Genomic DNA, 25,237 nt, shown 5'->3' on the forward strand with positions numbered 1-25,237 from the left:
TGACCTCGAGGGACTACCCGGCGGAGCTGGACACTCGAAAAGCGGAGCCGGGTTGGTCAGGCCCGACAAGCATAAGATGAATCGACCGGAAAGGCGCTCTTTGCCTTTTTGGTCGATTTAGCTTATGACCTCGAGGGACTACCCGGCGGAGCTGGACACTCGAAAAGCGGAGCCGGGTTGGTCAGGCCCGACAAGCATAAGATGAGGCACCCGGAAAGGCGCATTTTGCCTTTTTGGGTGCCTTAGCTTATGACCTCGAGCCTCTATGCCCTGTAGCTGGATAAGAGAAAAGCAGAGCCGGCATCTCACTTCACAACTTAATAACCAATTGAAAAAGGCAGGCACTTGAAATCCAAGTGCCTGCCTTTTTCAATTCATCCATCTAGCTGCTTTTCTTCAATGATCTGTTTTTGTTCGCCAAACTCTGGAGTCCTTCTGGATTGTAGCCGACGACCAGCTTTTTCCCGTCTGTCAAAAGGGGCCTGCGAAGAAGTTTCGGTTCATCGATGATTAGTTTGATCACTTCAGATAACGGCAGATCGTTCACGTCTTTCCCCAAGTCTTTGAAGGTTTGGCTTCTCGTGGCAAGTATCTCATCAAGACCATCTGTTGTTAAAGATAGTAGCTCCATCAGCTCTTTATGTGTAGGAGTCTCTCTGAATAGGTGTCTCTCAGCAAAATCGACGGAATGTGCGGTTAACCACTTTTTGGCTTTTCGGCAAGAGGTACAGCTTGGATAAGTAAAAAATGTCAGGTTGTTCACTTTATTGACCTCCTTCAAATTGAACTTGCTTGTTTCTTATTCGTTAAACATATTGTATATTAATTGTATAACTTTTGTACAGTAATATCACTTGGAAATTTGTGAACATTTTTTTACGGAAAAGAGAGTAAACGTTTATACCTTCTCTCATTGAGGAAAAAAACAAGAAAGATATAAAGTAAATGAAAGTTTCATGTTTAGTTAACAAGTATTCGTCACAAACTAACTTCAAACACATATTTACTTTTATGGTAGTATTCATTTATAATATTGAGTGATGGACTTAGGGTGCAAAGGAGGGTTACATATGGATCGTATGTTTAGAGTTCTTGGGTTTTGGACTGGTATTTTTGCCGTTATGTTCTATCTTGGTGATATGACCACGACATCATTAATCTTTTTAGGCCAAACCGGATTCTTCATTATGCTTAGCTATTTAAAACTGTCCGAACGCATGTATATTTATGTATTCGGTGCTTACTTAACAGTGTTCTTTGCAGGTTTTACTTATTGGACGACCTTTATGATGACTCCTGGTGCAGGAGGACACTAAAAAAAATCCCTTCAGCAGCTAGCTGAAGGGATTTTTTTATTTAAAAGCCGTTTAAAAATGGATTCGAATCCATTTCAGCTTCAACCGATGTTTCAGGACCGTGACCTGGTAGGACCGTGGTTTCTTCTGGAAGGGTCAATAACTTATCATGAATACTTGCTAATAATTCTTTCTGATTTCCACCCGGCAAATCAGATCTTCCGATACTGCCCATGAATAAAGTATCTCCTGCTAATACGATTCCACATTCTTGTACATAATAAGAAATACTGCCGGGTGAATGACCAGGTGTTTCGAATAATTGAAGTTGAAAGTCACCAATTTTCAAGTTCTTTTCATTTGTCAGTATGTAATCCGCCGGCTTCATTCTGACGGGCTCGCCCATCATGAATAGCTGTGATCCATTCAATGAAGGATCTAATAACCACTGAGCCTCTTTTTCGTGTACATATACAGGGATGCTGAAGTGGGCCCTTATTTGATCAACCGCTCCGATATGATCAAAATGAGCATGAGTGAGAAGAATGGCTAACGGAGACAATGATTGGTTTTCCAACCATTGAATCAGTTTCTCCCCTTCTCCACCGGGATCAATGATCAGACAATCATTGTTGGCGTTCCATAGGATATAACAGTTGGTTTGCAGAGGGCCTAAGGGCATTTGTTTCCATTGCAAGGTTTCCACCTCCATTTGTGATACTATTATTGTATCAGAACTTCCATCATCATAAAAATGGGTCGTCATGGAAGTGTCAAACTTTTTGACCTCGACAAACAGGAGAAAAACCTATAAAATGTTAATGGGTGCATTTATGTACATAATGTTACAATAGAGTCAGTAAAACGCATTTTAATGAAAGGGGTCATATAAATGGGTCTTGTAATTATTACTTCATTGATTACACTATTAGCTTTATTTGCAGTAGTAAGCACGTTCAAAAACAAGAATGCAATGGGAATCCTTTTCTCACTGGCGACATTAGGTGTCTTTGGATGGTTTACAATTATGACAGTCCTTCACTCTGGATACCCAGGTGGCCATTAATTAAAAATTGTTTCACATTAAAAAGCCTTCCAATTTGTTTTGGAAGGCTTTTTAATTTTCCCCACCCCCGCTATAGGCACCCAAAAGTACCCTATGGACCTTTTGGATGTGTACGTTATAATAATGGTGAAATATTTCTTCAACGAAATGGGATATTCCCTATCCTCGCAGCTGATTCTATATAATATTCGATCATAGATATGGAGGCAATGATATGAAAAAATATAATATACCCGTAGAAGCTTCCTTGGAAGTGATCGGTGGCAAGTGGAAGGTCGTCATCCTCTGTCATTTGATCAAAAGCAAGCGGAGAACCAGTGAACTAAAACGTTTGATGCCTGGAATAACACAGAAGATGTTGACCCAGCAATTGAGGGAACTTGAAGCAGATGGAGTCATAAACCGGATCATTTATAACCAGGTCCCTCCAAAGGTGGAGTACGAACTGACAGAATACGGATGGTCGTTAAAAGAGCCTTTGGATATGCTATGTGCATGGGGTGAACAGCATATCGAAAAAACTTATCCCGACAAAAGTGAAGTCCTTTTGGAAAGCGAAGAAGTTTGAGCGGTTCCTATAAAAAGAGTGGGCATCTATGCCCACTCTTTTTATACTCGTTATTTTTCTAATTTACGCTGAACAGAAGAAAGTTTTCCTTCCATGGTCGTTTGCTTATCCCTGCGGTCATCAATTCTGATATTGGTTGCCACACGCTGAATCCCTTGTTGGAATGGGGCTTCATGAATGTCTTGTATCACTTGGAAAAGAACGGGAAGTTCCCCTTCTATAATCGTATTCATCGGAGTAAGCTGAAAACGGATCTTCCCTTCCTCTTCATACCCCTGAAGGATTCTATGAAGATCCGCAACATATGAACTTACACTGGGAGATTCCGTTCCGATTGGTATAACTGTTACATCGACTATCGCCATTATCTATCTGCTCCTTCTTCTTTTAGTAGTTGAACGATACTTGAGTTTTTCAAATTGATTACTTTTTCAAGTTGATTTCCATATAAACAGGATTCTCCATCAGGCGAACACTGTATAGGTTCTAAAGTAAGATCATCGAACAGGACCTCTTCCTCTCCGGAATTCGTGTCCCACCCCTTTAGAGAGAACGTCCCCGAGTACGTATCAAAGGAACCAGGTTCATTGGCAACGAAGGTAATCAATCGACCCGTCCCTTCTATCATATCATAATAAGGGATTAACCAATCAGAGTAACGGCTTAAGAGGTCAACTGTATATTCCGACTGAATTTCTCCGTTAGAATGAATGAACTGATACGTAAACGGCCCTTTTTCTTCTTGTGAAAAGACCGATAACAGAGAATCGTTGAATTGATTGAAATGAATACTATCCTCCACGATCATTTCCTTTTCACCATCGAGGATATTCTGAGCTATCAGAGGAGCCGATACGCTCACTTCATCCTTGCTCCAAGCCTGATAAAGGACGGAGGAAGCTGATTGCCACTGAACAAACGGCTGCTCTACATCAAGGGGATCCATGGTCATGTCCCCGATATTCATTTCAAAGACCTGAAAACTCCAATCTTCATTGAAAGTTGTCATTACAAGAGTATCATCATTGAATGGATTCCAGGAATAAGTCAAGTCGTAGGAAGGAACGTCCTTCTGAAATTGTACTTCCCCTGATCTATCGATAATCGTCAGCTGTGCTGAATAGGATACCGGAGAGGAATGAATGAGTATTTTTTTCTTATCCGGAGATATGCTTGCGCTCACATAGGAAGGTTGTACATCATAAATCTTTTGATGGCTTCCGTCGTACACATTGTAGATATAGAAGGACGTCACACCATTCGCTTCCCGTATAGAAAGGATTTCCGAGCTTGAAAGCCAGCCGACATTTTCTATAAACCCTTCTGCAGGAAGGATGTTCATCATCATTACTTTCTTATGTGCCTTGTCTTTCTCAGAGGGGGAAGATTGTGTTTCTTCCGGCTGACATGCCGATAACCACAGAATGCACATCATGAAAAATATTAACACGCTTATTTTTTTCTTTTTCATCCTCTTCCCCCTTCTCCTGTATTCCATATTAATTAGTACGTTTCAAACGTAAAAATGTTTCAGTAATATTAAAAAAACATTACAAAAATTCAAAAAAAGTGATGACCAGATGTTCATATACACATCTTTAGGGTCACCACGGGTGGTTAATATTCATTAGGATGATGATTAATTTTACTCCTGATTTTCATTTTCTACAATAGATATTTATGGAACTTACCAAAAGATTTTTCGAGTATATTCTTCATTCATACCACCGATAGATTGTCACGAGTAATATACCGAGTACGTCCTGGTAGATTTCATCGAATTGTGATAGTGGCAAGGGGTTGATGCCTTTTCCTAATTCAAGGGTGAATCCCGATCTCATGAATTCTTTCACAAACCAATCTTTGTACCCAGCGTAACTGTCAATGTAACGGACCGATCTATATCCGCTCACTCTGGTGAAATCCTTTGCAAGTTTGGCTGCTTCTGGAGGCTCCAATCCATCATAACCCCAGTAAAACTCTTTCCCTTGGGTGTGCAGGGCAAGAAGTCGATCGAAGTTTTCTTGCCGGGCAAGCTTAGCCATTGCGATGGTTTCAGGTTCTGAGAGTGGCTTATATCCTGGGAAATCTCTTGGGGCAGGTTCTTTCTCCTCCTTTCTTTCCTTCTCGACTTCCCACTTGGCCGGGAACTGATTGTTCAGGTCCACGCCTCTAATATTGGCTTTCCAACCGGTAAAGTCGGTACTTCCCCGATTGAGAGCAATCACTTCCGTTCGTTTGTCGCCAGGGGGACCGTTCAGCACAAGGTCGACACCATCCGGATTCACCATGGGAACGAGTGACAACGTCACCTCGCCATATATAGGCAGGGTTTGTATTCCCCTAATAAGCTGACTGTTGGTCAAGGAAAGTAAATAATCATTGATGAACGTCATGAGGACAGATGTGGTGATCCATTCATTCGCATGGAAAGAAGCATTCATATGAACTTTCTTCTTTCCGTTTCCTATCCTTATTTCGATGAGATCTTTTCCATCTACACTTTCACCTGTAGATCTTAATTTTATAAAGGGATAGATCTCTTTTAAAAGTTGGACATCTCCCTCAAATCTTTGGGAACCGTATGCCTGTTTCCCATTGACGATGGGTGAGATCACCCTTGATGGAAGAAAGATAGTCGATCCTACTTGTAATCCATTGGGATTGACACCTTCGTTCAATAGAAGTAACGCGTCGACACCGATATTCCGGTTTTGGGAAAGGGACCAAAAAGAATCACCCTGTTTAATCGAATGATTTTCTTTCCTGAATCCTGGAAGTTGAATCTCTGTACCGATTTTCAATCTATCTGGATCAACGGAGGGATTTGAATCGATGAGTAACTTAATCGGGATATAAAACAGTTGGCTGTAGTACCAGAGGGTATCGCCACTGCGTACTTTTACTTTCATGATGGAACCTCCCCATTCATATGTCCTTACTTACATGTATGAACGGTTCAAAGATTCATGACAAAAAAAGCTTGCGAAACCTTTCGCAAGCTTTTACTTTATCATTCATCGTTATCACGATATTCTGTTTCCCCATAAAAGCGGAGCAAATCCCCATAAATGATCTTATCGGAATATTCCAGCTCATTATTAACACGCTCTTTAAATGGTTCACAATACTTCATATCGGTTTTTTCTTCCGTTTTCTTATCCCAGCATTTTTCACCTGCATATACATAGTCTTTCGAGATGAAACGCCCGTCACGGAGGATGGCCAGGTCTTCATGTTTATCGGAGAAGAGATCAGAACCAAATTGAATGTCCTTTTTGGTATCGATTCCGAGAAGATGACTGATGGTCGGCTTTAAATCGATTTGTCCTGAAACCTTGGAAATGGTCTTTCCTTCCTCACCAGGAACGTGGATGATCAGTGGCACCTGTTGAAGTTGTGTGCTTACAAATGGTGTGATGTCTTTACCGAGATATTGACTCATCGCTTTATTGTGATTCTCAGAAATCCCATAATGGTCACCATACATCACGATGACGGAATTGTCATACAAGCCGGACTCCTTTAAGTCGGTAATGAAGTTCTTCACCGCTTCATCCATGTAACGGACGGTTTGGAAATAACGATTCACCGTACCATCATTGGAAGTGTAAGGGTCGATCAACTTATCTTCTTCATCAAGCGTGAAAGGATAATGGTTCGTTAATGTAATCATCTTCGTACTAAACGGTTGAGGCATTTGTTTCATGTGCTCCACAGATTGCTCGAAGAACGGGATATCTTTCATTCCCCAATTCACAGAGTTTTCTTCTGTCACATTATAATCCGGTAACGAATAATAACGGTCATAGCCCAGGGAATCATACATGATGTCACGATTCCAGAAGCTTTTGTTGTTTGCGTGCATAGCCGACGTATAATACCCGTTTTCCCCAAGTTTTTCGGTCATGGACTCAAATTCATTCCCTGAATGGGTAAAGAAAACCGCTCCACGGTTCAACGGATAAAGGGAATTGTCCATGATGAACTCTGAATCGGACGTCTTCCCTTGTTGAGTTTGATGGTAGAATTGATCAAAATAGTAACTTTCCCCTATGAAATCATTAAGGAAAGGAGTGATTTCCTGGCCATTTACTTCACTGTTGATGACAAAATTCTGCAGTGATTCAAGGGAGACAATGATTAAGTTCTTGTCTTTTGCTATCCCGAACATTTCCTTATCGGGCCGGGTGTAACCCGCTCTGACGTAATTGTCGATATCTGCGAGTTCACTTCCATCCGCAAGGGCTCTCTGAGCAGAAGATTTTGATTGCAGGAAAAGATCGTATATATGATAATTATATGTTCCGATATTCTTGACCAGCATTTCACGGTCAAATGTCCTGGTCAGAAGCTGAGGCCTTTCCGATTCTGCCAATCCCAGGTTAAAGAAAACCAGTGCTGTTGCAACGAGGAAATAAGCGCGTCGATTGGCTTTCGAGTAGTTCTGTAAAGAAAACCAGGATGGTTTCAACTTTATGATGAGAATCAATACGATCACATCGGTGAAATAGAAAAGATCCTTCCAGCTCATGATTGCACTTGCACTTGAGCCTAAATCAGAGAAATTGCTTGTTTGGAAGAGGACAGGCAATGTCAAAAAATCATCGAAGAATCGATAAAATACTACGTTTCCGTACAGGATAAACGAGAGGATGAAGCTTGCAGTGATGATATACCGGGTGCGAGACTTATCCTTTTTAAGAAGTAAGCCAACTCCGAAGATGAATAGTAAGAAACTTAGTGGATTAATGAATAGAATCAGTTCCTGGAGAGCGCTTTCTATCTTTATATCAAAACTGGTTTTGTAGACAATATACGTTTTGATCCAAAGGAACAATGCCGCCATAATGATAAGCGGTACCTTTGGTGCCTTCTTTATATTCATTTATTCAACCTCCTTGCTACAAACGGTTCGAGCGTATGTAACACTTTCTTGATTTTAACAGAGACATTAGGGGATTTCCGAGTGATCCCTTCACCCATCTTTATTCTTTATTTACAAAACGCTAAACGTAGATACATAATGGGAGCGTATAATGGTTTAAGCCTTATTCTCTTACCCATACTATTAGACGAATGAAACTATTAAAAGTTTCAAAAATATAGGATTAATTAAAAATGGTTCATTTGTCATTAGGTGTTTCAGACTACTATTCATGTACAAAAAGAGAACCTTCCATAAAGGAAAGTTCTCTTTCGAATGTTACTTTAAGGTCAAATCAGATTTTGTTCTTAACCAGCCAGGCTGCGCCGATTACACCGGCATCATTTCCGAGCGTGGCAATACTTAAGTGTGTTGAGCTACGGACAGTCGGGAATGAAAACTGTTCAAAAAATTTAACGACCGGCTTTAATAATATGTCGCCTGCTTTGGAGACTCCACCACCAATCACGATCTTTTCAGGGTTCAGTCCATTCCCGAGATTCGCTAGTGATAACCCGAGGTAGAAAGCTAATTGATCAATGACTGCCAGGGCAAGTCCATCCTGGTTCCTTGCCGCATCAAAGATATCCTTTGCGCTGATTGAGCCGTGGGAATCCCTCATGGCCCGAAGCGTTGATTCTTCCCCTGTGGCATCGAGTTTTTCGTTGGCGAGGCGAACGACACCGGTCGCTGAGGCAACGGTCTCAAGACATCCAGTCTTACCGCAATTACATTGATATCCGCCTTCCGGTACGACTGTTATATGGCCGATTTCACCGCCTGCCCCTTTCACACCGTGAACGATATCGCCGTTTGTAATCACACCGCCACCGACGCCCGTTCCTAATGTCACACATACTATATCCTTCGCCCCGTCTCCTGCACCCTTCCACATCTCACCCAGTGCCGCACAGTTTGCGTCGTTGTCAATGACTGCATGCAATCCTGTCTCGACTTCGAGCAAATCTTTTAAAGGCGTATTATTCTCCCAGCCTAAATTGACCGCTTCGTAAATGATCCCTTTAGCCGTATCGACGGGTCCAGGTGCACCCATACCGATCCCAACCAGTTTATCCTTGCTCTGATCCAATTCTTCAAGCTTTTGATCTATCGCTTTCGCAATATTCACTATGATATTTTTACCGTTTTCCGATTTATCAGTGGGGATTTCCCATTTATGTAAAAGCTCACCGTATTTACTCAAGAACGCAATCTTTGTTGTCGTTCCACCTAAATCGACTCCAACTAACCATTTTTCTGCCATTTTTATCACCTGTCCTGTTTTTCTTTTTCAATTTCTATTTCATGACGCAACAAAAATAAAGCGGTCTGAAAATCCCGTGTATCGATCAATTGGGATTGATAGAGTTCCTTTAATTCGCCTTCCATCAGTTGCAGGTCGGAAAGACGATGCCCAACATATATAATCGTTCCATAACTTTTGAGTAGTTGTTGGATATCATAAATCGTTTTCATGCATACACCTGCTTTCTCTTCTTCCCTATAAAGTATAAGTGAAAACCGCTTTCTTCTCAATCCTAAACAAATCAGCACGAACCCAAAACAAAAAGAGATTACCTTAATGGAATTTCCAGTAAGAAAATCTCTTATCTATCGATCCTAACGATCAGGGTCTTTCGGGTGCAAAAATCGTGGCCTTCTGTTTTTAAGCGGCATCGGAGAACGCAGAAATACGTCCCTGAATGCCCTGAAGTTGAATGGTATGAATGGCCACATATATGGAATATCAAAGGAATTCATTCTCGACAGCAAGATGATCCACAAGAATACACCGACTACAAAACCATACACTCCAAATAACGCCGTACATACCAATAAGAAGATCCTTACAAGACGATTGGCCAGACTCATTTCATAACTCGGTGTAGAGAAGGTACCGATTGCGGCTATCGCCAGATAAAGGATTACTTCATTAATTAATAGACCGACTTCCACCGCTACCTGCCCGATCATCAGTGCAGCAACAAGACCCAGAGCGGTTGCCAGAGAAGACGGCGTGTGAATGGCTGCCATCCTTAAAATATCTATCCCGATTTCTATGATTAAAAATTGAAGGAACAACGGAACTTCCCCTACATCATTCGGTCCCACAAACTGAATGGCTTCCGGCAGGAGTTCGGGGTGAATCGCAAATAAATAATATAGCGGCAGTAAAAAGATTGAAGACCATACGGCAATGAACCTTACGAATCGAAGATAAGCTCCTACAGAAGGTTTATTTCTATACTCCTCGGCATGCTGAAGATGATGCCAAAAAGTCGTCGGGGTGATCATGACACTCGGAGAGCCATCTACCATGATGAGAACATGCCCCTCGTAAAGATGTGCTGCCGCTGTATCTGGCCGTTCTGTGTACCTCACCAAAGGAAAGGGATTCCAATGACGCCCGGCAATGAACTCCTCTAGCGTCTTCTCACCCATTGCAAGTCCGTCGGTATCGATCTTTGAAAGCGCATCCTTGATTTTATGCACCAGGTTCGGATCGGCGATATCTTCTATATAACTGACCACGATATCGGTCTTGGATCTTCTCCCTATTTGCATATATTCCATGCGAAGAGAGGGATCGCGAACCCTCCTTCTCGTCAATGCGGTATTGAATACAATCGTCTCTACATACCCGTCTCTTGAACCCCTTACTACCCTCTCGATGTCCGGCTCCTGTGGCCCCCTGACCGGATAGGTCCTTGCATCGATCATAATGACTTTATCGATCCCATCCACCACGAGGGCTGTCGGACCTGCCAATACTAAATCGATCACCTGATTCAAGTCATCTACTTGTTCAATCTCTATATAAGGAATATAAGTCTTTAAAAGCTTTTCTAAAGTATCCTCTTCCAATTGTTCAGGACTGAGTCCAGATAAAAGCTTCATCAGATAATGCATAATATCATCTTTAACGAAGCCATCCACTAAAAACATGGCCATTTTTCTTTCTGCATACTCCAGATCCAATTGAATGACATCAAAGCTCTTGTCCACTGCTAAGGTATCCCTTAAATAATTGGTGTTTTCTTCAATCTGAGTAGAGACAGGCTTTTTCTTTTCATTCGACATTAGCCTTCACTCCCAATACCTTTACATGAATTTCCATCTTTACCATCCTAGACAAAGAAGCCAGAAATCATACATCCTATCATATTCAATTCCATCGATTCATACTATGTAGAAAATGGACAAACCACTGGAGTGAACAAAATGAAGGATAGGCTGAAAGAAGCAATGCCATTTCTGGTGCTCATGTGCGTAGTGGCTATTGGCATTCAATTTATTTACAAGCCGCAGACCCGTGAGAGCATTATTTTCTTTCCCATTAATGAAAACGTCTCTTATGAATCGGCCACTACGCTTCTGATGCTCCAACCTGAAAAGAAAAATGATCATTATGAGGTGCATTGGAGGGTATCTTCAAAGCTTGATACTCCCGCTTATTTACGTCAGGATGTCGGTTTTCTATATATGAACGGGAGATTGAAAGGGCTGATGAATGAATGGGAACAAGATACAGATCAGATTGTAGAGGAATCGACCATAAAGGGGAAAGAGAGCAGTATTCTCCAAGCAGTAACTTTTCATTATTCTGAAATACATGAATCAGACACAGAGTTCACCAGTGCCCAGAAAATGTCCGAAGATACGCTGTATGTGATCGATTCCAATTTCAGCCCATTAAATGCCTTCAGGCAACCGGGGAGCGACACGGAAAAAGAATGGAAAAACATATTGGACAAAGTGACATCCCAACAACTCGATTATTTATGGGAAAAGGCCATCTCCTCCATGGGCATCACGGTCGATGAATACACCCCCATCCCGCTGACCAGCCTCCCGAGGTTTGATGGCCGTCCCTTGGAAGGCTACACCAGACAGGAATGGGACCGCCTGATCGGTAATCTGTGGGAAGGACTATATAAAAACTATTATTTAGGGATTAAAAAAGAGGACGGCTCTGTGGTGGAATCCATCGACAGTGCCATTCCTCTACTATTAGTAAAAAAAGATAAAAAGGAAGTCCTTGTGCTGCTCGTTGATCAATACGGGGACGCGTCCTTACTCAGACAGTTGATATCTTAATCGCTCCCTTGCAACTCTTTATAAAGTTTCTCATAATTTTCATCCTGCCTATTTAGTTCATAGGCTTTTTTTGCATGGATGAGAGCTTCTTCCCTTTCCCCGGTATCGATCAGAATCAACGCAAGATTGTAATGGGCTTCATGAAATCGATCATCTTCCTTTATTGCCGCCGTCAAATGCTTCTTCGCCGGTTCTAATTTATTCTGCTTAATTTCAGCATATGAAAGGTAGAAATAGGTTTGTGCATTCGGAGCTCCTTCTTCCACCACAGGGGTAAGGATGTGCTCGGCTTCCTCCCACTCCTGATTCGATATTTTTTCCTGGGCGACCCCATTTGCCGTATCGACGTTCCAGGAGGTTGAGTCCCCTCCGATTCCATACCACACCAATGTACCAGCGACAAAAATGCTTCCGAGAAGAAACATGAGCTGACGCACCGGCCTGTTGACATTTGGCAGACTGACGATCCCCGCCGCAAGGAATCCTCCAATTAGACCTCCGATATGGCCAGCGTTGTCAATGCCGGGAAGGCTGAATCCCAGGACCAGATTCAATAAGATGACCGCAATGATATTGGTGCCCATGGTGCGGAAGAAAACAGTTGGATGTAATACCCCAAAGTACAGGAGAGCACCGAAACAACCAAAGATCGCCCCACTTGCCCCTGCTGAAAGGTTGGAGGTAAACAGGAAGCTAGCAAGCGTGCCTGCGACTCCCGACAGCATGTAAATGAGAACGAACCGGATGCGGCCGAACATTTTCTCCACTGCCATTCCGAGATAATAAAGGGCCAGTGTGTTCATCAAGAGATGCAGTAATCCTATATGCAGGAAGATCGGTGTGACGAGGCGCCACCACTCCCCTTCTATCATAAGTGGATTATATTTTGCACCGAATTGAATGAGCGTACCCGGGTCCTTACTCCCTCCATTCATTTCAAGAATGAGGAACATGATCACTTGAACGGCAATAAAGAGATAAGTGAAAAACGGTTTCCCTCTTTCAAATAACTGTCTCTCTTTCTGAATTTGCTTGGAGGAAGACGTCATGGTCATATTTTTGATCCAATTCACATTGGCTTCCAACACTTCAGGGTGAAGCTCCCATTCCCCATCATTGAAAAGTGGATCGGTTTTAAGCTTTTCCACGCTTTCATCACCGTGAAGCAGAATAGGATGGATGGTCGTTTTATGACGGTTCACCGGGTCGAGGAATAGGCCTGGATCCCCATCGACAGGTGGAAAAGTAGATATGTAGAGATTCTTTATGTGGAGCTGTCTTTTTCTCAGGGTTTTCCTGATTTTTTCTCCGTTCATGGAGGTCACTTCCAAATCTCTTTTTACCCAGTTACCCCAATCCAGGTCCTTTCGAACGATTCGGACGATGTTCCCTTCTTTCATGCCTGAATTCTCCAACCATATTTCATCCTGGTCGGGGGAAAGGTTCAGGATCCGATAGTGTTTATATTCCACTAAATAGTGGGCTACTTTCCAAAATAAATAATGATATCGTAAATCCACATCATTCACTACTTTCTTTTTAACTCTTTTAACCTACCGAAATCATATAAAAAATATCGTGCCTCCCCCTACTATACCGAACCTGTTTTTAATGTGTAAACAAAAAAGGCTGCAGGATGGGGTATGGCCCTCCTGCAGCCTTTTTTTGGTCAAGGGCGGAATGCGCCTTGAATGAACTTCGAGCGGATACCAGGTATACCCATGGCCGCTCTTACGGCAAATTTGCGAAGTAGAAAATTCCCTAATAACAAGTTTAATAAACGATATCGATTCGGAACCAGAAAGAGAACCAAACCGCCGAGCACTAACCATTTTGTCCATCCGTTCATCATGATCCCTCCTGCTTATAGTTTGGATCATAACCGATTAGCTTATCCCATAAATTTATCTAAACCTGGTATTTTTTTTACCTTCTACCAATAGAGGAGAAGAAGGATCACTCCTGACATTAAGCTTGAAAGTGCATTGACAAGTTCATTATTCATCCAGTAGCCCTTCGTTCTTTTGGTTTGCTGTCCGCAGTGGACAGTGGATTCCGTCTGTATCCCGCACACTCGGCACCTGTAATCCAATTGTACATATGCACCAAGCAATGTATCCAGGAGATTTCCAAGAAACCCGGAAAGTGTGATTACTATAAAGAGCGTGATATCCATACCATCCAGCAAGATCAGGGCAGCCAGTGCGATAAAGGATGCACCCAGGACCGCCGCTAGTGTACCCACGGGAGATACGGCGCCCGATGTACCTTTTGGAACTCTCCGGAACGACCTTACGGAAAACGGATGTTTCTGACTCAAAGGACCAATTTCAGAAGCCCAGGTATCCGAATTTGCCCCAGCAACCGATGCAACAAAAGCAAATGTCCATACGTCTTCACCCGTCAAACTGAACAACAGGGCGAATAGCGCTGCAGGTCCTCCGTTTGCCAATACTTGCTGCCAATCTCGTGTGGACGTCTTAGCGAGCCGGTCCAGGGTCCCGATCTTGTCCGTCTTAAACAGATGAGACCATATACTGGACGAAAGGAAGAATGCCCCCAATACAAACAAGCCCCGGAAACCAAATGCGATCCCGATGAAAAGGCCGACCAACACCGCCATCCAAGCCCCTGATATACTTAAATTCTTTGTCCTCCATCCTCCTATCGCGATGCCAAGGATAAAGAGAAGAAGCGGGAATAACTCAGTCTTCACAATCGATCCGTCTCATTTCCGTCAGTATGGTTGACACCTGCATATCGAAGGGTTCAATGGGCAATGATTCGACCATTTGCTCTTCTAAGGCAAGGGACATTGCAGTTCCTGAAAAGCCTGAAAGCAGCCGGTCATAATATCCCCCACCAAATCCAAGACGGTAACCGGCGGTTGTATAAGATAACCCTGGTACGATCATCAATTCAATGGATTCATTATGTACAGCAACGGACTTCGCAGGGTCCGGTTCATATAAATTAAAATAAGATTGTTCCAACTGATGAAAATCATCCAGTTTATAAAAAATCATCTGGCGGGTCTCCGGGAGACACTTTGGCACGACCATCGCCTTTCCTTCTTCCCAACCCCTCTTAATGATATTCCAAGTATCGAGTTCCGGAGGCTTTGAAACGGTGATCGAGACCGTGCTGCTTCGCTTCCATTCAGGAGACCCAAAGAGGCGTTGTTCTATATCGAAACATTTTTGTTGAAATGCAATATGACCAATGGATTTTAATACTTCCAGCTGAGATTTCCGCTTTTCCTTTTTAGACATATGATCCCTCCATGCTTACTATCCTGAAATTATTTTAATGGATTTCCCCCAGAAATGCGACAGCCATTACGCCACCTACTCCTCAACCTAAATTAGAACCAAATAAAGCATAAAAAAAAGCAGCGGATAAAATCCGGCTGCTTATTTCGTTTCGCGGTGAAGAGTCACACGCTTTAATTTCGGGCAATATTTTTTTAGCTCTAAACGGTCTGGGTTGTTACGCTTGTTCTTAGTAGTAATATAGTTACGCTCACCAGTTTCTGTGCAAGCCAAAGTAATGTTTACACGCATTATAATTTCCCTCCAAACATATACATCTTCTACTATTCATACGACTTTTATATAATATCACTTTTCCCCGGGAAATGCTAGTCCGTTTTTTATTCTATCACTTAAATTTGCCACCTCTTCTTCCACCCCACCTTCAATGGCATATATTTTCCCCTGTTTCACTTCGAAGGGCTTGAAAGAGAAATCCAGCATATACACCATCATATTGAGGCCATTTGTTATGGGATAGTAGTATAAGCTGCCCTTGCTCAAGGATTTCTTCCAAAGTTTGAGCCCCTTCAGATTAAGAGGATAGATGGTTTTCTTTACAGATTCTGCACAGGAGACAATATTGGTGATGGCAACCCTTCTTCGGCTGTAATTCCAGAATGTATCCTTCGACAGGGACAGGACTCCTACTCCATCTTCCTTGCAGGCAAGCCACTCGATGAGAAAAAATACTTTTAACCGGCGGGTTTCTTTTGACAGATTCTCCATTTCGAATAAATAAGATTCACCCCACCCCTCAACCTCTTCCTTCACACTTACTTTAATATCCGTAAGGAAAGAACATTTTTCAGAGTGGATGGGTGTATACTCATTTTGCTTGTTCCAGGCTATTCCTTGAATATGAAACGTTCGATTCGTGTTCTCCCTCATTAGCCTCTACACCTTTTGCCAGATTTTTATTTTCTTGCCATAATACCTTGCAAACTCCCTTGCCAGATTTCTTCTGTCCGCATTGGAATAAATGATGAACCCTCTCTTTGGATCACTAATGATTTTCGTCCGGCCTCCATCCCTATGGTCAAATACGACTTCTTTCTGACTGGAAGAAGATGGTAGCGTCTCGAGCAGTTTTGCAAGCACCATTGGTTTCTTCCCATTTGGACAGGCTACCTGCAGCCGGGTGATGAAAGGCTCCATTAAGCCCTTTGAATGGTGTAAGCCTTTCTTAAAAGAAGGAGGAGAGAAATGTCCCCTCATTAGATCGTCCCTTGCACACTTATATTCTTCCGGGTTACCGATATCTCTCCAATAGGCACTGGTCTTAAACACGTATACCTCTTCATTATTCAACAGAAGCCGGGGAATAAAATCCTGTCCGAAATCTTTCGCCCCAATGTGGGCATACCGGTCCAAGAGCCGGGGATCAAGCATATATACACCTGTGTTGACTTCATTTCCCGCCCACTCTTCGGGCTTTTCGATAAAATCGACTAATTTTCGGGTTTCGTCCGTATGACAGATCCCGTATTCTTTTGGATTCTCCACTTCCTTTGACACTACAGTCATGACTGCTTTTTTCTCATAATGAAATTCAATGACCTTATCGATGGGAATATTGGTAAACGCATCTCCGCTAAGAACCAGGAACGGTTCTCGGAGCCTGTGCCGTGCAAGGAAGATGCCACCCGCTGTCCCGAGTGGGGAACGTTCCTCAAGATAGGTGATATTCACATTGAACCGTTTCCCATTTCCGAAGTAATCTTTAATGGTCTCACTTTTATAACAAGTCGTAATCAAAATATCTCTTATTCCATAAGAACTTAGAAGGTTAATGCTATATTCAAGTATTGGCTTATTCAGAATCGGGACCATGGGCTTCGCAACCGACATCGTATAGGGTCTTAATCGCCTGCCTTCTCCACCTGCCAATATAACCGCCTTCATCTTTTTATACCCTCCACTTTTGATTGAAGAAGCACATCGTCATATACATGAATGGTCTGGTCTGCAATCCGGTCCCAGCTGAACATGGACTGTGCCATTTTAAAGCCCAGTTCACCCAGCTGTTCCGATTTCTGGGGATCTTCAATTAATGAAACCAATTGAGTATAAAGACTATGTTCCTGATTGGGTTCAAATAATAAACCGGTTTGTTCGTGTTTCACAATGGACTTGAGTCCACCGGTATTAGAAGCGACCACCCCTTTCCGGAAGGCCATCGCCTCCAGGGCAACGATCCCAAACGGTTCGTATAAACTTGGAAAGATGACGGCTAGACAATTCTTCAAATAGTCATTTCGTTCTCTATCCGAAATGTATCCGACGAATGAAACGATATCAGAAAGCTGCTCATCGATAACCGTCTTTCGATATTGCTCGAGCATCGGGCCCTTCCCTGCTATGACGAACGAGATATTATAACCCTTTTCCTTTAACCGGTAAGCTGCACGGATGATGGTATCAAACCCTTTCTCATGAACCATCCTTCCGATTGAAAAAAAGTAAGGCGTTGATGCCTGAGAAAAATCATATGGGAAAGACTGGTCCAGCTTCTCCAGTTCCACACCGTTTGGTATGACAGCGATTGGTGCTTCTATCGTGAATAAGCTCTTGATTTCATCTTTCATATGCTCACTGCAAACAATGAGATGATCAGAGGCGCCGATGAGCAGCTGTTCTTCCCCATGGATCTTGTGTTGCAAATCGGTATATATCCCTTGATTCCTTCCATGTTCAGTAGCATGGATCGTTGTAATGAGAGGAAGGGAATAATAGTCTTTCAGCTTCATCGCTGATGTCGATACGATCCAATCATGGGCATGGATATGTGTGATTCTTTCATCTTGCATCAAGTCATGGGCGTACTGAATGAAGGACTGATTCAAATCGAATACCCATTTAAAGAAATCTTCTTCATATGGATGCAAAGGATGCACCCGGTGAATCGTGACACCTTCCATTATCTCAAGGGGAAGGGCATCATTTGCCTTGGTCGTAAGGACATGTACATGCTTTCCTTTTTTCACAAGATTGTTGGCTAAATCATACACATGTCTCGATAATCCACCCACGATATTCGGCGGATACTCCCAGGAAAGGATCAGCACTGAATCATGCTTCTCTTTTACGTCACCCTTCATTCCAATGGAGAGCTTCTCAAGAATGTCGTCAGATGGAAAAGGGATCATACTTTTGCGATGAAGAAGGAGATGTCCATCCTTATGTCCATCCATGACTTGTTGGATCAACCGGTCGAAATGAACCGTGGATAATCCATTTTCATCTTTAAACCCTTCCATGCTTGATACCCATTCCCTTATAATCTGAAAGGCCCACTCTGTTTCAGCTGATAACGTCACCATATTCTCCAACTGTTCTTCCATGCGATGAACCACCCGAATATTCCGCATGGCTGAATCGGGCATGATCGGGATTTGCTTCTCCATTCCAAGATACCCTAAGCCCACCCTAGAAAGAGCGGTAGGTTCTTCCATCATGACTTCCATTGTATGACGGGCTTCTCCTCTATCCAGTTCCATTAATACATCATAGTCTGATAGGTCTTTAACGAATACGATTGAAAGTGGTCGATCGCTTCCTTCCCGGGAGTCGATGCCCTCCGAAACAGGAATAAGCTTCAAGCCTCTCGGCGTCCTGATTACACCTCTGTTCTGTTCCTTTTCACTATGTTCATATGAAAAGGAAGAAATGAATGTATACTCAATGCCTTGCTGAGTGAGATAAAGATCAATCCCAGGTACATACGCGGCTTGAGGTAACCAGAACGACTTAGGGATCATTTGAAGGTAGTGCTTGTATAATAATGTGCTCATCCGAATCTGGGATTCAATGGCTCGTGGAGTCCGGTAATGGGTTAATGGAAAAGGACTTACCGCCGTAGGGATGACGGTTACTTTTCCTTCCACTGCGAGATATTTGTAAGCTTGTACAAGATTCATGTCATAGGTTGACCACTGTGAATAGATGAGCTGCCACTTATGTTTATCATGAGAGACTGCTTGCAGGAGGTTGCGTTGAATGATAGCGTTCGCCCTCTCTTTAAACTCTTCATTCATAAATAGTGAGAAAAGGAGAGGATTCAACACGACTGGAATGGAACCACCTTCATTTCGATCAAGGAAATCGATCAATTCACCATTCTCTAAAAGTAATGCAGTAAGCATATCTTCCCGTTCAAACTCATGAGAATATGAACATTCATTACATGTTGGATACACGATGATTTCTGAAAGAGCCTTCATGCTTTTTCCTCCCCATTCATGACATAATACGAATACGTGCTCACATGCTCCACCCACTTTGGTTCTTTGATTAATCCCTGCTCGTATTCCATCAACTCTTTCATACTGTGCGCCTCCTGATGATGAGAGGTTCTGGGTGTATGAATGACATTGGAACGAGTGAAGGCAACAAAATCACCTGATGGTAACCGCAAACCGATTTCCACGCAGTAGCTCCGGTTTTCCTTTAATCCGTTCACAAACCAATCGGTTTCTGAGAATGGTACATACGAATCCGAATGGTGATGTTGATTATGGCCATTAAAAGAAATAGAGGTAATATCATATAATCGAAGAACAAAAGGCTGTGGGTCGGAGTTCATCTTAAAATGAGCTTTCACATATCGGATCCATTCATGGGAAATGTTCCAATAACAATAGATCCTGGAAGAAGTTGAAAATGTAATCGATAACTCGGTGGCTCTCGGATTTTTTGATCTGTGCATAGGCATCTTCCTGCCAAAAGCAGCTCTTCCTACCCGTTTCTTCGGTGTTTCCGGTTTAATCATTTCAACGTCTGCCGGTTCCGGGCTTATCTCCAAAGCTTTCTGGTACTTCACCCATTGATACTGAACCTTACCCACGGTTGTATTCAGTTCTTTGGCAATCTTCCTGAAGGAGACACCCTGTTCCTTTAACTTGATTATTTCTGTGATCAAAACCATTCCTCCTAAAACGAAACATTTATTATATGAATTCAATCTAAATATTATGACAATTATTCTTAAATTTATCGTAACACCGTATTGAAAAACCTACAATGAACGCATTTTGTCGTATCTTGTTACACATGATGGCAATGGGATTAAACATGCATTTTTTTTATGATTTAGTATGCTGAAATGATAATAAAGCGATTACATTTCCATAACGACATTTTTCTTTGTTGATCCGGTCACGGCATTCGACAAAATAATGGTTTATCCTTCAAATTTAACCATGTATCATATAGAGTTGGAACATGATCTGTGCTATAAATAAAGGAGAAGAATACAGCTTGGGGTGATAAAGTGACTTACCTATTCATTGGATTAGTAAGCTTCTCTATCCTGTTACTTGTCATTTCGTTTTTCCAACGGGACCGGTATCGTGATATAGAAAAAGACATGGAAGAATTATCGATGAATGTTCTGCAGGAGCATTATAAATTGAAGAAGCGAATTAGCGTTTTGGAAGAAGAGCTCATGTTGGATGGCGATATGACTTTTCACAAAAGTCCAATTAACGAAATCATTAAGAATCAGGTCCTTTCTCTTTATAGGCAGGGAGTAAAAGTGGATCAGATCATCAAACAATCCACACTGTCTAAACAAGAAGTCCTCTCTATCATTCAGGACTCATAACCGGGAAACAAAAAAATCCGAACACATTCGATTTTCCATAGAGAAATTCGAATGATCGTTCGGATTTTCCTTTTGACTAAATCACTTTGGTCTACGTCCCATTTACATTCTAAATATTTTCACCAGATCTGAAAGCTGATTTGCTTTTAGGATCAAGTCATCTGACTGCCCATATAAAGTTTCAATTAAACCATTTTGTTCCTGAACGGAAGAATTGATGGTAACGGTTCCGTCATTGAACTCTTTCCCTACGGCGGAAACGCTTTGGAATGCTCCCTGAATATGGTCCATATATTCTGTTAACATCTTCAGGCTCCCTGAAATCTCAGTGATATTTCGATCCATACCAGTGACCTGTTTTTTCATTTCATTGAAATGTTCACCGGTCGTACGAATATATTCCTTGCCTGTACTGAGCTCTTTGTATCCGTCTTTTAATGAATGGGATACTTCCGTTGAAATGTGTTGAACATTTAAAACACTATGATTCATTTCAATCAACGAGGAATCTACCTCCTGTGCCAGCTTCCTGACTTCGTTAGCAACCACCGAAAACCCTTTGCCCGCTTCTCCGGCCCTGGCAGCCTCAATCGATGCATTAAGTGAGAGAAGATTCGTTTGATCGGCAATTTTTTTGATGATCTTTGTCAGGTTGCTGATATCTGTTGCACTCTCCTCCAGTCTATCCAAGAGATCATACGTTTTCTTTATTTTCTCATACACCATTTCAATTTGATTTGTCGTGGAATTCATGGATGCGAATCCTTTTACTGTAATACCCTGCATATAGGAGGAAAGCTCTGACAGAGAACGCCCATTCGTTTCTACTTGGATCACCTGATCATTGAATGTCTGGTATTGACTATTCAATTGTTTGGCTGCCGCCACTTGATTTTCAGAACTGCCCGATAACCTATACATGGAATCGGCTACCTGGTGACTGGAGTCACTGATTGAATCGGCAAGATGTTTGATGTTTTGACTATTGCTTTGAACGGTATGGGAACTGTCTTTTATCGCTACGACAAGCTCTCTCAATCGATCCACCATATGTCTGATGGAAGAATTCAATTGACCTATTTCATCTTTCCTCCCTGTCGGTGGTACCGAAAGGGTTAGATCCCCATCGGCCACAGCTTTTGTAACCGTAAGGATTTTATCGATACTTCTGTTAATCTTATTTGAAACAAGATTAACAATAAAGACGCTTATTGCCATTGAAACGATCACAAAACCGATTAACCAGAAAAAGAGTGTGTTCATATTATTTTCTGTTGTTTTTAAGACCGTATCCTGTTTTTCGAAAGTCCGTTCCCTTACTTGCATTAATAGTGTATTGTTTTTGTCCCTCAGACCACTTATTTTCATCCTGGCATCCGTATAAATGGCTTCATCCAAACGGACGACTGCCGGTGCGATTTCCTTAATAAACAGTTCATCGATCGTTTTATTATTCTCGTAGAACTTTTGAATGAGTTCCTGGTCTTCTTTACCCAGTTCATTCATTATTTCATCGGTCTTACCATTCAGTTCTGTTCTCAGTGTTCTGTACTCTTTAACATCTTCTTCTTGTAAAAAGGTAATGTAATCGGCAATCCTTATATCCTTTGCATTTACGAGCCTGCTCAATTCCGTGATTTGTACAGAGTGTTCACCTGTATCTTTCATAAACCGCATGTCCTGCAACAGATGATTCATACTGAACAACGCCAAGCCTACACATGAAATGAACAGCATGGCATTCAGCAGAAACGTGTAAGCCAGTTTATTCTTGATAGAGTATTGGTAGGACATCTTGGAAAGAATTCTTCCTTTCCTGCTATCAGGTACATATTTCATAAAGGGAAATGACATTTTCAACATTGGATCCTCCTGTATGTATATCTTTGTGTCTATTAAGAATATGTACCAAAATACCCATTTTTTCTATACTTTTACTGTTATCTTAATATAATCTTTACAATCCAAATCCGAAATCCAAACATGCAAAAAAGCGCCCCTTCGTCAGAAGGAACGCTTTTCATTTAGTTATTTAAATCAAACCGCTCACCGGTCACTAAGAAAATGACATTTTCACAAATATTCGTGACGTGATCCGCCACGCGTTCAATGTATCTGCACGTAAATGCCAGTTGGGTGATCTGACTGATTTCATCTGGATAGTTCGGGATATATGTCATCAGTTCTTTTACCAGTTGGCCGTATAGTTCGTCTACCTCATCATCACGATCTGCCACTTTTTTCGCCATGGAAGCATCCTCTGTATAGAAAGCCGTCAGCGCTTCTTCGAGCATTTCTTCAGCAATCGAGAGCATTCTCGGAATTTCTTCAATCGGCTTGATCAATTTTTGATTTCCGATATGCAGGGTAGACTTCGCTATATTTGTAGCCATATCCCCGATTCGTTCAATTTCAGAACAGATCCTTAATGCTGAGATGATTTTCCGTAAGTCCGTTGCGACGGGAGATTCTTTCGCAATGAGAATGATGGCAAGATTATTGATTTCATTATCATATTGATTGATGATATGATCTTTTTGGATGATTTCTTCTGCTTTTTTAATGTCTTGTGTCTTCAAGGCTACCACGGACTCTTTTAAAGATGCTTTCGCAAGATCCGCCATATCGAAAAGTTTGTCTTTTAACTCTTTTAAATTATTATCGAAATTTCTTCTTATCGCCATACTTATTCCCCTTTGCTAAGTAATGATGAAGAACCTTTTTTCTCAAAGTGCTCTTTATCCAAATCGTCCAGACACATAGTCTTCTGTTCTTTTGTCGCTAGGATTAGAAAATATTTTATCCGTTTCGTCAAGCTCAATCAAGTCCCCTAATAGGAAAAAGGCTGTTTTATCAGAAACCCTTGCTGCCTGCTGCATATTATGGGTGACGATGACAATCGTATATTGTTTCTTGAGCTCACTGATCAGCTCTTCGATTTTGACAGTGGAAATGGGATCGAGAGCTGATGTCGGTTCGTCCATCAGAAGGATTTCAGGTTTTGTCGCAAGTGCCCTTGCAATGCACAGACGCTGTTGCTGTCCACCTGAAAGTCCCATCGCGGGAGCATCCAATCGATCCTTTACTTCGTCCCATAACGCAACACTCTTTAATGTGGATTCCACGATCTCATCAAGCTCTTTCTTCTTTTTGACACCATGCACTTTCGGTCCGAACGTTATGTTGTTATATATGCTTTGCGGGAAAGGATTCCCCTTTTGGAACACCATCCCCACTTTTCTTCTCAATTCAACTAAATCGATCTTGTCAGAAAGAATATTCGTCCCGTCATAATTGATTTCTCCGGACATTTTAATCCCGGGAACCGAACGATTCATCAGGTTCAATGTTTTTACGAATGTGGATTTTCCACATCCTGATGGTCCAATGATTGCTGTAACCTCTTTATCATAAATAGGAAATGTAATGTTTTTTAACGCATAGTTATTTCCATACCATAAATTTAAGTCGTTTACGTTAAATGCCGTTTTTTTCGTCGTAGCTACTGACACGTGAAACCCCTCCAACTAATTGATCAACTGAAACGCCCTGAAATATAGTCTTCCGTTCTCTTTTTCGATGGATTTGTGAAGATTTTCTCTGTTTGGTCAAACTCCACTAAATCTCCATTATAAAAGAATGCCGTCTTGTCAGAAACACGGGATGCCTGCCCCATGTTATGAGTCACAACTACAATCGTGTACTCCTTCTTCAAATCGGTGATCAATTCTTCAATCTTCGCATTTGAAATCGGGTCCAGTGCTGAGGACGGTTCATCCAATAGCATGACAGTCGGTTTCATGGCAATGGACCGTGCAATACATAAACGCTGCTGCTGCCCGCCGGATAGTGATAATGCCGAAGTATGAAGACGGTCTTTCACTTCATCCCAAAGTGCCGCTTTCGTCAAGCTTTCTTCTACAAGTTCATTCAGCACACTTTTCTTTTTGATTCCTGTAAATTTCAGTGCATGAACAATATTTTCATAAATGGACTTACTGAATGGATTCGGCTTTTGGAAAACCATCCCGATTTCTTTTCGAAGGGCCACGACATCAATGTTCTTACCGAGAAGATTCACATCTTCATACATGATTTTCCCTTCTGCACGGGCGATTGGCACTAAATCATTCATCCGATTAATCGTTCGTAAAAAGGTTGATTTTCCACAACCTGAAGGTCCAATCAAAGCTGTTACTGCATTTTTTTCGATTTCCATGTTAATATTTTTAACCGCATGATTATCACCGTAATAGAAGTCCAAATTCTGAACATCAATGATGGTCTCTTTTTTGATTCGTTCAGCCACTCCTGAAGAGCGCTCCTGTCTATTTTCTAATTGAACCGACATGTACTATCACACCTTC

At 41.9% G+C, this 25,237-nt stretch carries 27 protein-coding genes; 5 read left to right on the forward strand and 22 right to left on the reverse strand.

The annotated features are described in order from the left end of the window. Positions 1–382 precede the first annotated feature (382 nt). Positions 383–763: a Spx/MgsR family RNA polymerase-binding regulatory protein gene (locus tag NQ095_RS01825; RefSeq protein ID WP_258261798.1), complete on the reverse strand. Its 381-nt coding sequence runs from the start codon at positions 761–763 to the stop codon at positions 383–385. A 307-nt stretch (positions 764–1,070) separates the two neighbouring features. Between NQ095_RS01825 and NQ095_RS01830 the strand changes: the two genes are divergently transcribed. After that, positions 1,071–1,316, forward strand: coding sequence for a DUF2626 domain-containing protein (locus tag NQ095_RS01830; RefSeq protein WP_034757675.1), 246 nt, complete (start codon positions 1,071–1,073; stop codon positions 1,314–1,316). Between the two features lie 40 nt (positions 1,317–1,356). Here the strand turns inward: NQ095_RS01830 and NQ095_RS01835 are convergent, their stop codons facing one another. Continuing rightward, positions 1,357–1,992, reverse strand: coding sequence for an MBL fold metallo-hydrolase (locus tag NQ095_RS01835; protein WP_258261799.1), 636 nt, complete (start codon positions 1,990–1,992; stop codon positions 1,357–1,359). Between the two features lie 195 nt (positions 1,993–2,187). Between NQ095_RS01835 and NQ095_RS01840 the strand changes: the two genes are divergently transcribed. Together NQ095_RS01840 and NQ095_RS01845 are read left to right on the forward strand one after the other, a co-directional pair. After that, on the forward strand, positions 2,188–2,361 hold the full coding sequence (locus NQ095_RS01840; RefSeq protein ID WP_082386296.1) for a DUF2759 domain-containing protein: 174 nt from the start codon (positions 2,188–2,190) through the stop codon (positions 2,359–2,361). 214 nt (positions 2,362–2,575) lie between these two features. After that, positions 2,576–2,929: a winged helix-turn-helix transcriptional regulator gene (locus tag NQ095_RS01845; protein WP_034757670.1), complete on the forward strand. Its 354-nt coding sequence runs from the start codon at positions 2,576–2,578 to the stop codon at positions 2,927–2,929. Between the two features lie 50 nt (positions 2,930–2,979). On the opposite strand, the gene NQ095_RS01850 is transcribed toward NQ095_RS01845, so the two are convergent. The 7 genes from NQ095_RS01850 to NQ095_RS01880 form a co-directional block, all read right to left on the reverse strand. Continuing rightward, complete coding sequence (locus NQ095_RS01850; RefSeq protein WP_258261800.1) at positions 2,980–3,294, reverse strand: MTH1187 family thiamine-binding protein; 315 nt, start codon at positions 3,292–3,294, stop codon at positions 2,980–2,982. Further along, a complete protein-coding gene (locus NQ095_RS01855) occupies positions 3,294–4,400 on the reverse strand; it encodes a YqgU-like beta propeller domain-containing protein (RefSeq protein WP_258261801.1) in 1,107 nt (368 codons plus the stop codon). The genes NQ095_RS01850 and NQ095_RS01855 overlap by 1 nt, the downstream gene beginning before the upstream one ends. Before the next feature lie 244 nt (positions 4,401–4,644). Further along, a complete protein-coding gene (locus tag NQ095_RS01860; RefSeq protein ID WP_258261802.1) occupies positions 4,645–5,841 on the reverse strand; it encodes a M14 family metallopeptidase in 1,197 nt (398 codons plus the stop codon). Between the two features lie 101 nt (positions 5,842–5,942). Continuing rightward, a complete protein-coding gene (locus NQ095_RS01865) occupies positions 5,943–7,817 on the reverse strand; it encodes an LTA synthase family protein (protein WP_258261803.1) in 1,875 nt (624 codons plus the stop codon). A 334-nt stretch (positions 7,818–8,151) separates the two neighbouring features. Beyond that, positions 8,152–9,120, reverse strand: a complete 969-nt coding sequence (locus tag NQ095_RS01870; RefSeq protein WP_258261804.1) for an ROK family glucokinase — start codon at positions 9,118–9,120, stop codon at positions 8,152–8,154. A gap of 5 nt (positions 9,121–9,125) precedes the next feature. Further along, complete coding sequence (locus NQ095_RS01875; RefSeq protein ID WP_060673432.1) at positions 9,126–9,332, reverse strand: YqgQ family protein; 207 nt, start codon at positions 9,330–9,332, stop codon at positions 9,126–9,128. A 144-nt stretch (positions 9,333–9,476) separates the two neighbouring features. Further along, positions 9,477–10,937, reverse strand: a complete 1,461-nt coding sequence (locus tag NQ095_RS01880; protein ID WP_258261805.1) for a spore germination protein — start codon at positions 10,935–10,937, stop codon at positions 9,477–9,479. Between the two features lie 141 nt (positions 10,938–11,078). Here NQ095_RS01880 and NQ095_RS01885 point away from each other — a divergent pair, with 141 nt between their 5' ends. After that, positions 11,079–11,954, forward strand: coding sequence for a hypothetical protein (locus tag NQ095_RS01885; protein ID WP_258261806.1), 876 nt, complete (start codon positions 11,079–11,081; stop codon positions 11,952–11,954). Here the strand turns inward: NQ095_RS01885 and NQ095_RS01890 are convergent. From NQ095_RS01890 to NQ095_RS01930, 9 genes are all read right to left on the reverse strand, one after another. Next, positions 11,951–13,474: a rhomboid family intramembrane serine protease gene (locus tag NQ095_RS01890; RefSeq protein WP_258261807.1), complete on the reverse strand. Its 1,524-nt coding sequence runs from the start codon at positions 13,472–13,474 to the stop codon at positions 11,951–11,953. The genes NQ095_RS01885 and NQ095_RS01890 overlap by 4 nt on opposite strands. A 149-nt stretch (positions 13,475–13,623) precedes the next feature. Continuing rightward, a complete protein-coding gene (locus NQ095_RS01895; protein ID WP_309137596.1) occupies positions 13,624–13,806 on the reverse strand; it encodes a hypothetical protein in 183 nt (60 codons plus the stop codon). A gap of 81 nt (positions 13,807–13,887) precedes the next feature. Next, positions 13,888–14,670: a DUF92 domain-containing protein gene (locus tag NQ095_RS01900; protein ID WP_258261808.1), complete on the reverse strand. Its 783-nt coding sequence runs from the start codon at positions 14,668–14,670 to the stop codon at positions 13,888–13,890. Next, the gene (locus NQ095_RS01905) at positions 14,660–15,226 is read right to left on the reverse strand and encodes a 5-formyltetrahydrofolate cyclo-ligase (protein WP_258261809.1); all 567 of its coding nucleotides are present in this window, start codon (positions 15,224–15,226) and stop codon (positions 14,660–14,662) included. The genes NQ095_RS01900 and NQ095_RS01905 overlap by 11 nt, the downstream gene beginning before the upstream one ends. 141 nt (positions 15,227–15,367) lie before the next feature. Continuing rightward, on the reverse strand, positions 15,368–15,517 hold the full coding sequence (rpmG, locus tag NQ095_RS01910; protein WP_064091498.1) for a 50S ribosomal protein L33: 150 nt from the start codon (positions 15,515–15,517) through the stop codon (positions 15,368–15,370). A 57-nt stretch (positions 15,518–15,574) separates the two neighbouring features. Then, positions 15,575–16,156: a hypothetical protein gene (locus NQ095_RS01915; protein ID WP_258261810.1), complete on the reverse strand. Its 582-nt coding sequence runs from the start codon at positions 16,154–16,156 to the stop codon at positions 15,575–15,577. A gap of 6 nt (positions 16,157–16,162) precedes the next feature. Next, positions 16,163–17,170 (reverse strand): nucleotidyltransferase family protein, encoded by a 1,008-nt coding sequence (locus NQ095_RS01920; RefSeq protein ID WP_258261811.1) that lies wholly within the window; start codon positions 17,168–17,170, stop codon positions 16,163–16,165. Further along, positions 17,167–19,488, reverse strand: coding sequence for a glycosyltransferase (locus NQ095_RS01925; RefSeq protein WP_258261812.1), 2,322 nt, complete (start codon positions 19,486–19,488; stop codon positions 17,167–17,169). Before NQ095_RS01925 ends, NQ095_RS01920 begins: the two co-directional genes overlap by 4 nt. Continuing rightward, a complete protein-coding gene (locus tag NQ095_RS01930; RefSeq protein ID WP_258261813.1) occupies positions 19,485–20,186 on the reverse strand; it encodes a DUF4912 domain-containing protein in 702 nt (233 codons plus the stop codon). The genes NQ095_RS01925 and NQ095_RS01930 overlap by 4 nt, the downstream gene beginning before the upstream one ends. Before the next feature lie 351 nt (positions 20,187–20,537). On the opposite strand from NQ095_RS01930, the gene NQ095_RS01935 reads away from it, so the two are divergent. Next, positions 20,538–20,870 carry a hypothetical protein gene (locus tag NQ095_RS01935; protein WP_258261814.1) on the forward strand — a complete coding sequence of 111 codons (333 nt, stop codon included), beginning with the start codon at positions 20,538–20,540 and terminating at the stop codon, positions 20,868–20,870. A 102-nt stretch (positions 20,871–20,972) separates the two neighbouring features. Here the strand turns inward: NQ095_RS01935 and NQ095_RS01940 are convergent, their stop codons facing one another. The 4 genes from NQ095_RS01940 to pstB (NQ095_RS01955) form a co-directional block, all read right to left on the reverse strand. Further along, positions 20,973–22,733 (reverse strand): methyl-accepting chemotaxis protein, encoded by a 1,761-nt coding sequence (locus tag NQ095_RS01940; protein WP_258261815.1) that lies wholly within the window; start codon positions 22,731–22,733, stop codon positions 20,973–20,975. A 161-nt stretch (positions 22,734–22,894) separates the two neighbouring features. Next, entirely contained in the window at positions 22,895–23,554 is a 660-nt protein-coding gene (phoU, locus tag NQ095_RS01945; protein WP_258261816.1) for a phosphate signaling complex protein PhoU, read from the reverse strand. 54 nt (positions 23,555–23,608) lie between these two features. After that, positions 23,609–24,382 (reverse strand): phosphate ABC transporter ATP-binding protein PstB, encoded by a 774-nt coding sequence (gene pstB, locus NQ095_RS01950; protein ID WP_258261817.1) that lies wholly within the window; start codon positions 24,380–24,382, stop codon positions 23,609–23,611. A 23-nt stretch (positions 24,383–24,405) separates the two neighbouring features. Further along, positions 24,406–25,221, reverse strand: a complete 816-nt coding sequence (gene pstB, locus NQ095_RS01955; protein WP_258261818.1) for a phosphate ABC transporter ATP-binding protein PstB — start codon at positions 25,219–25,221, stop codon at positions 24,406–24,408. Positions 25,222–25,237: the final 16 nt, after the last annotated feature.

The sequence above is a fragment of the Rossellomorea sp. SC111 genome (assembly GCF_024733565.1).
In the GTDB taxonomy this organism is placed as follows: Bacteria; Bacillota; Bacilli; order Bacillales; family Bacillaceae_B; genus Rossellomorea.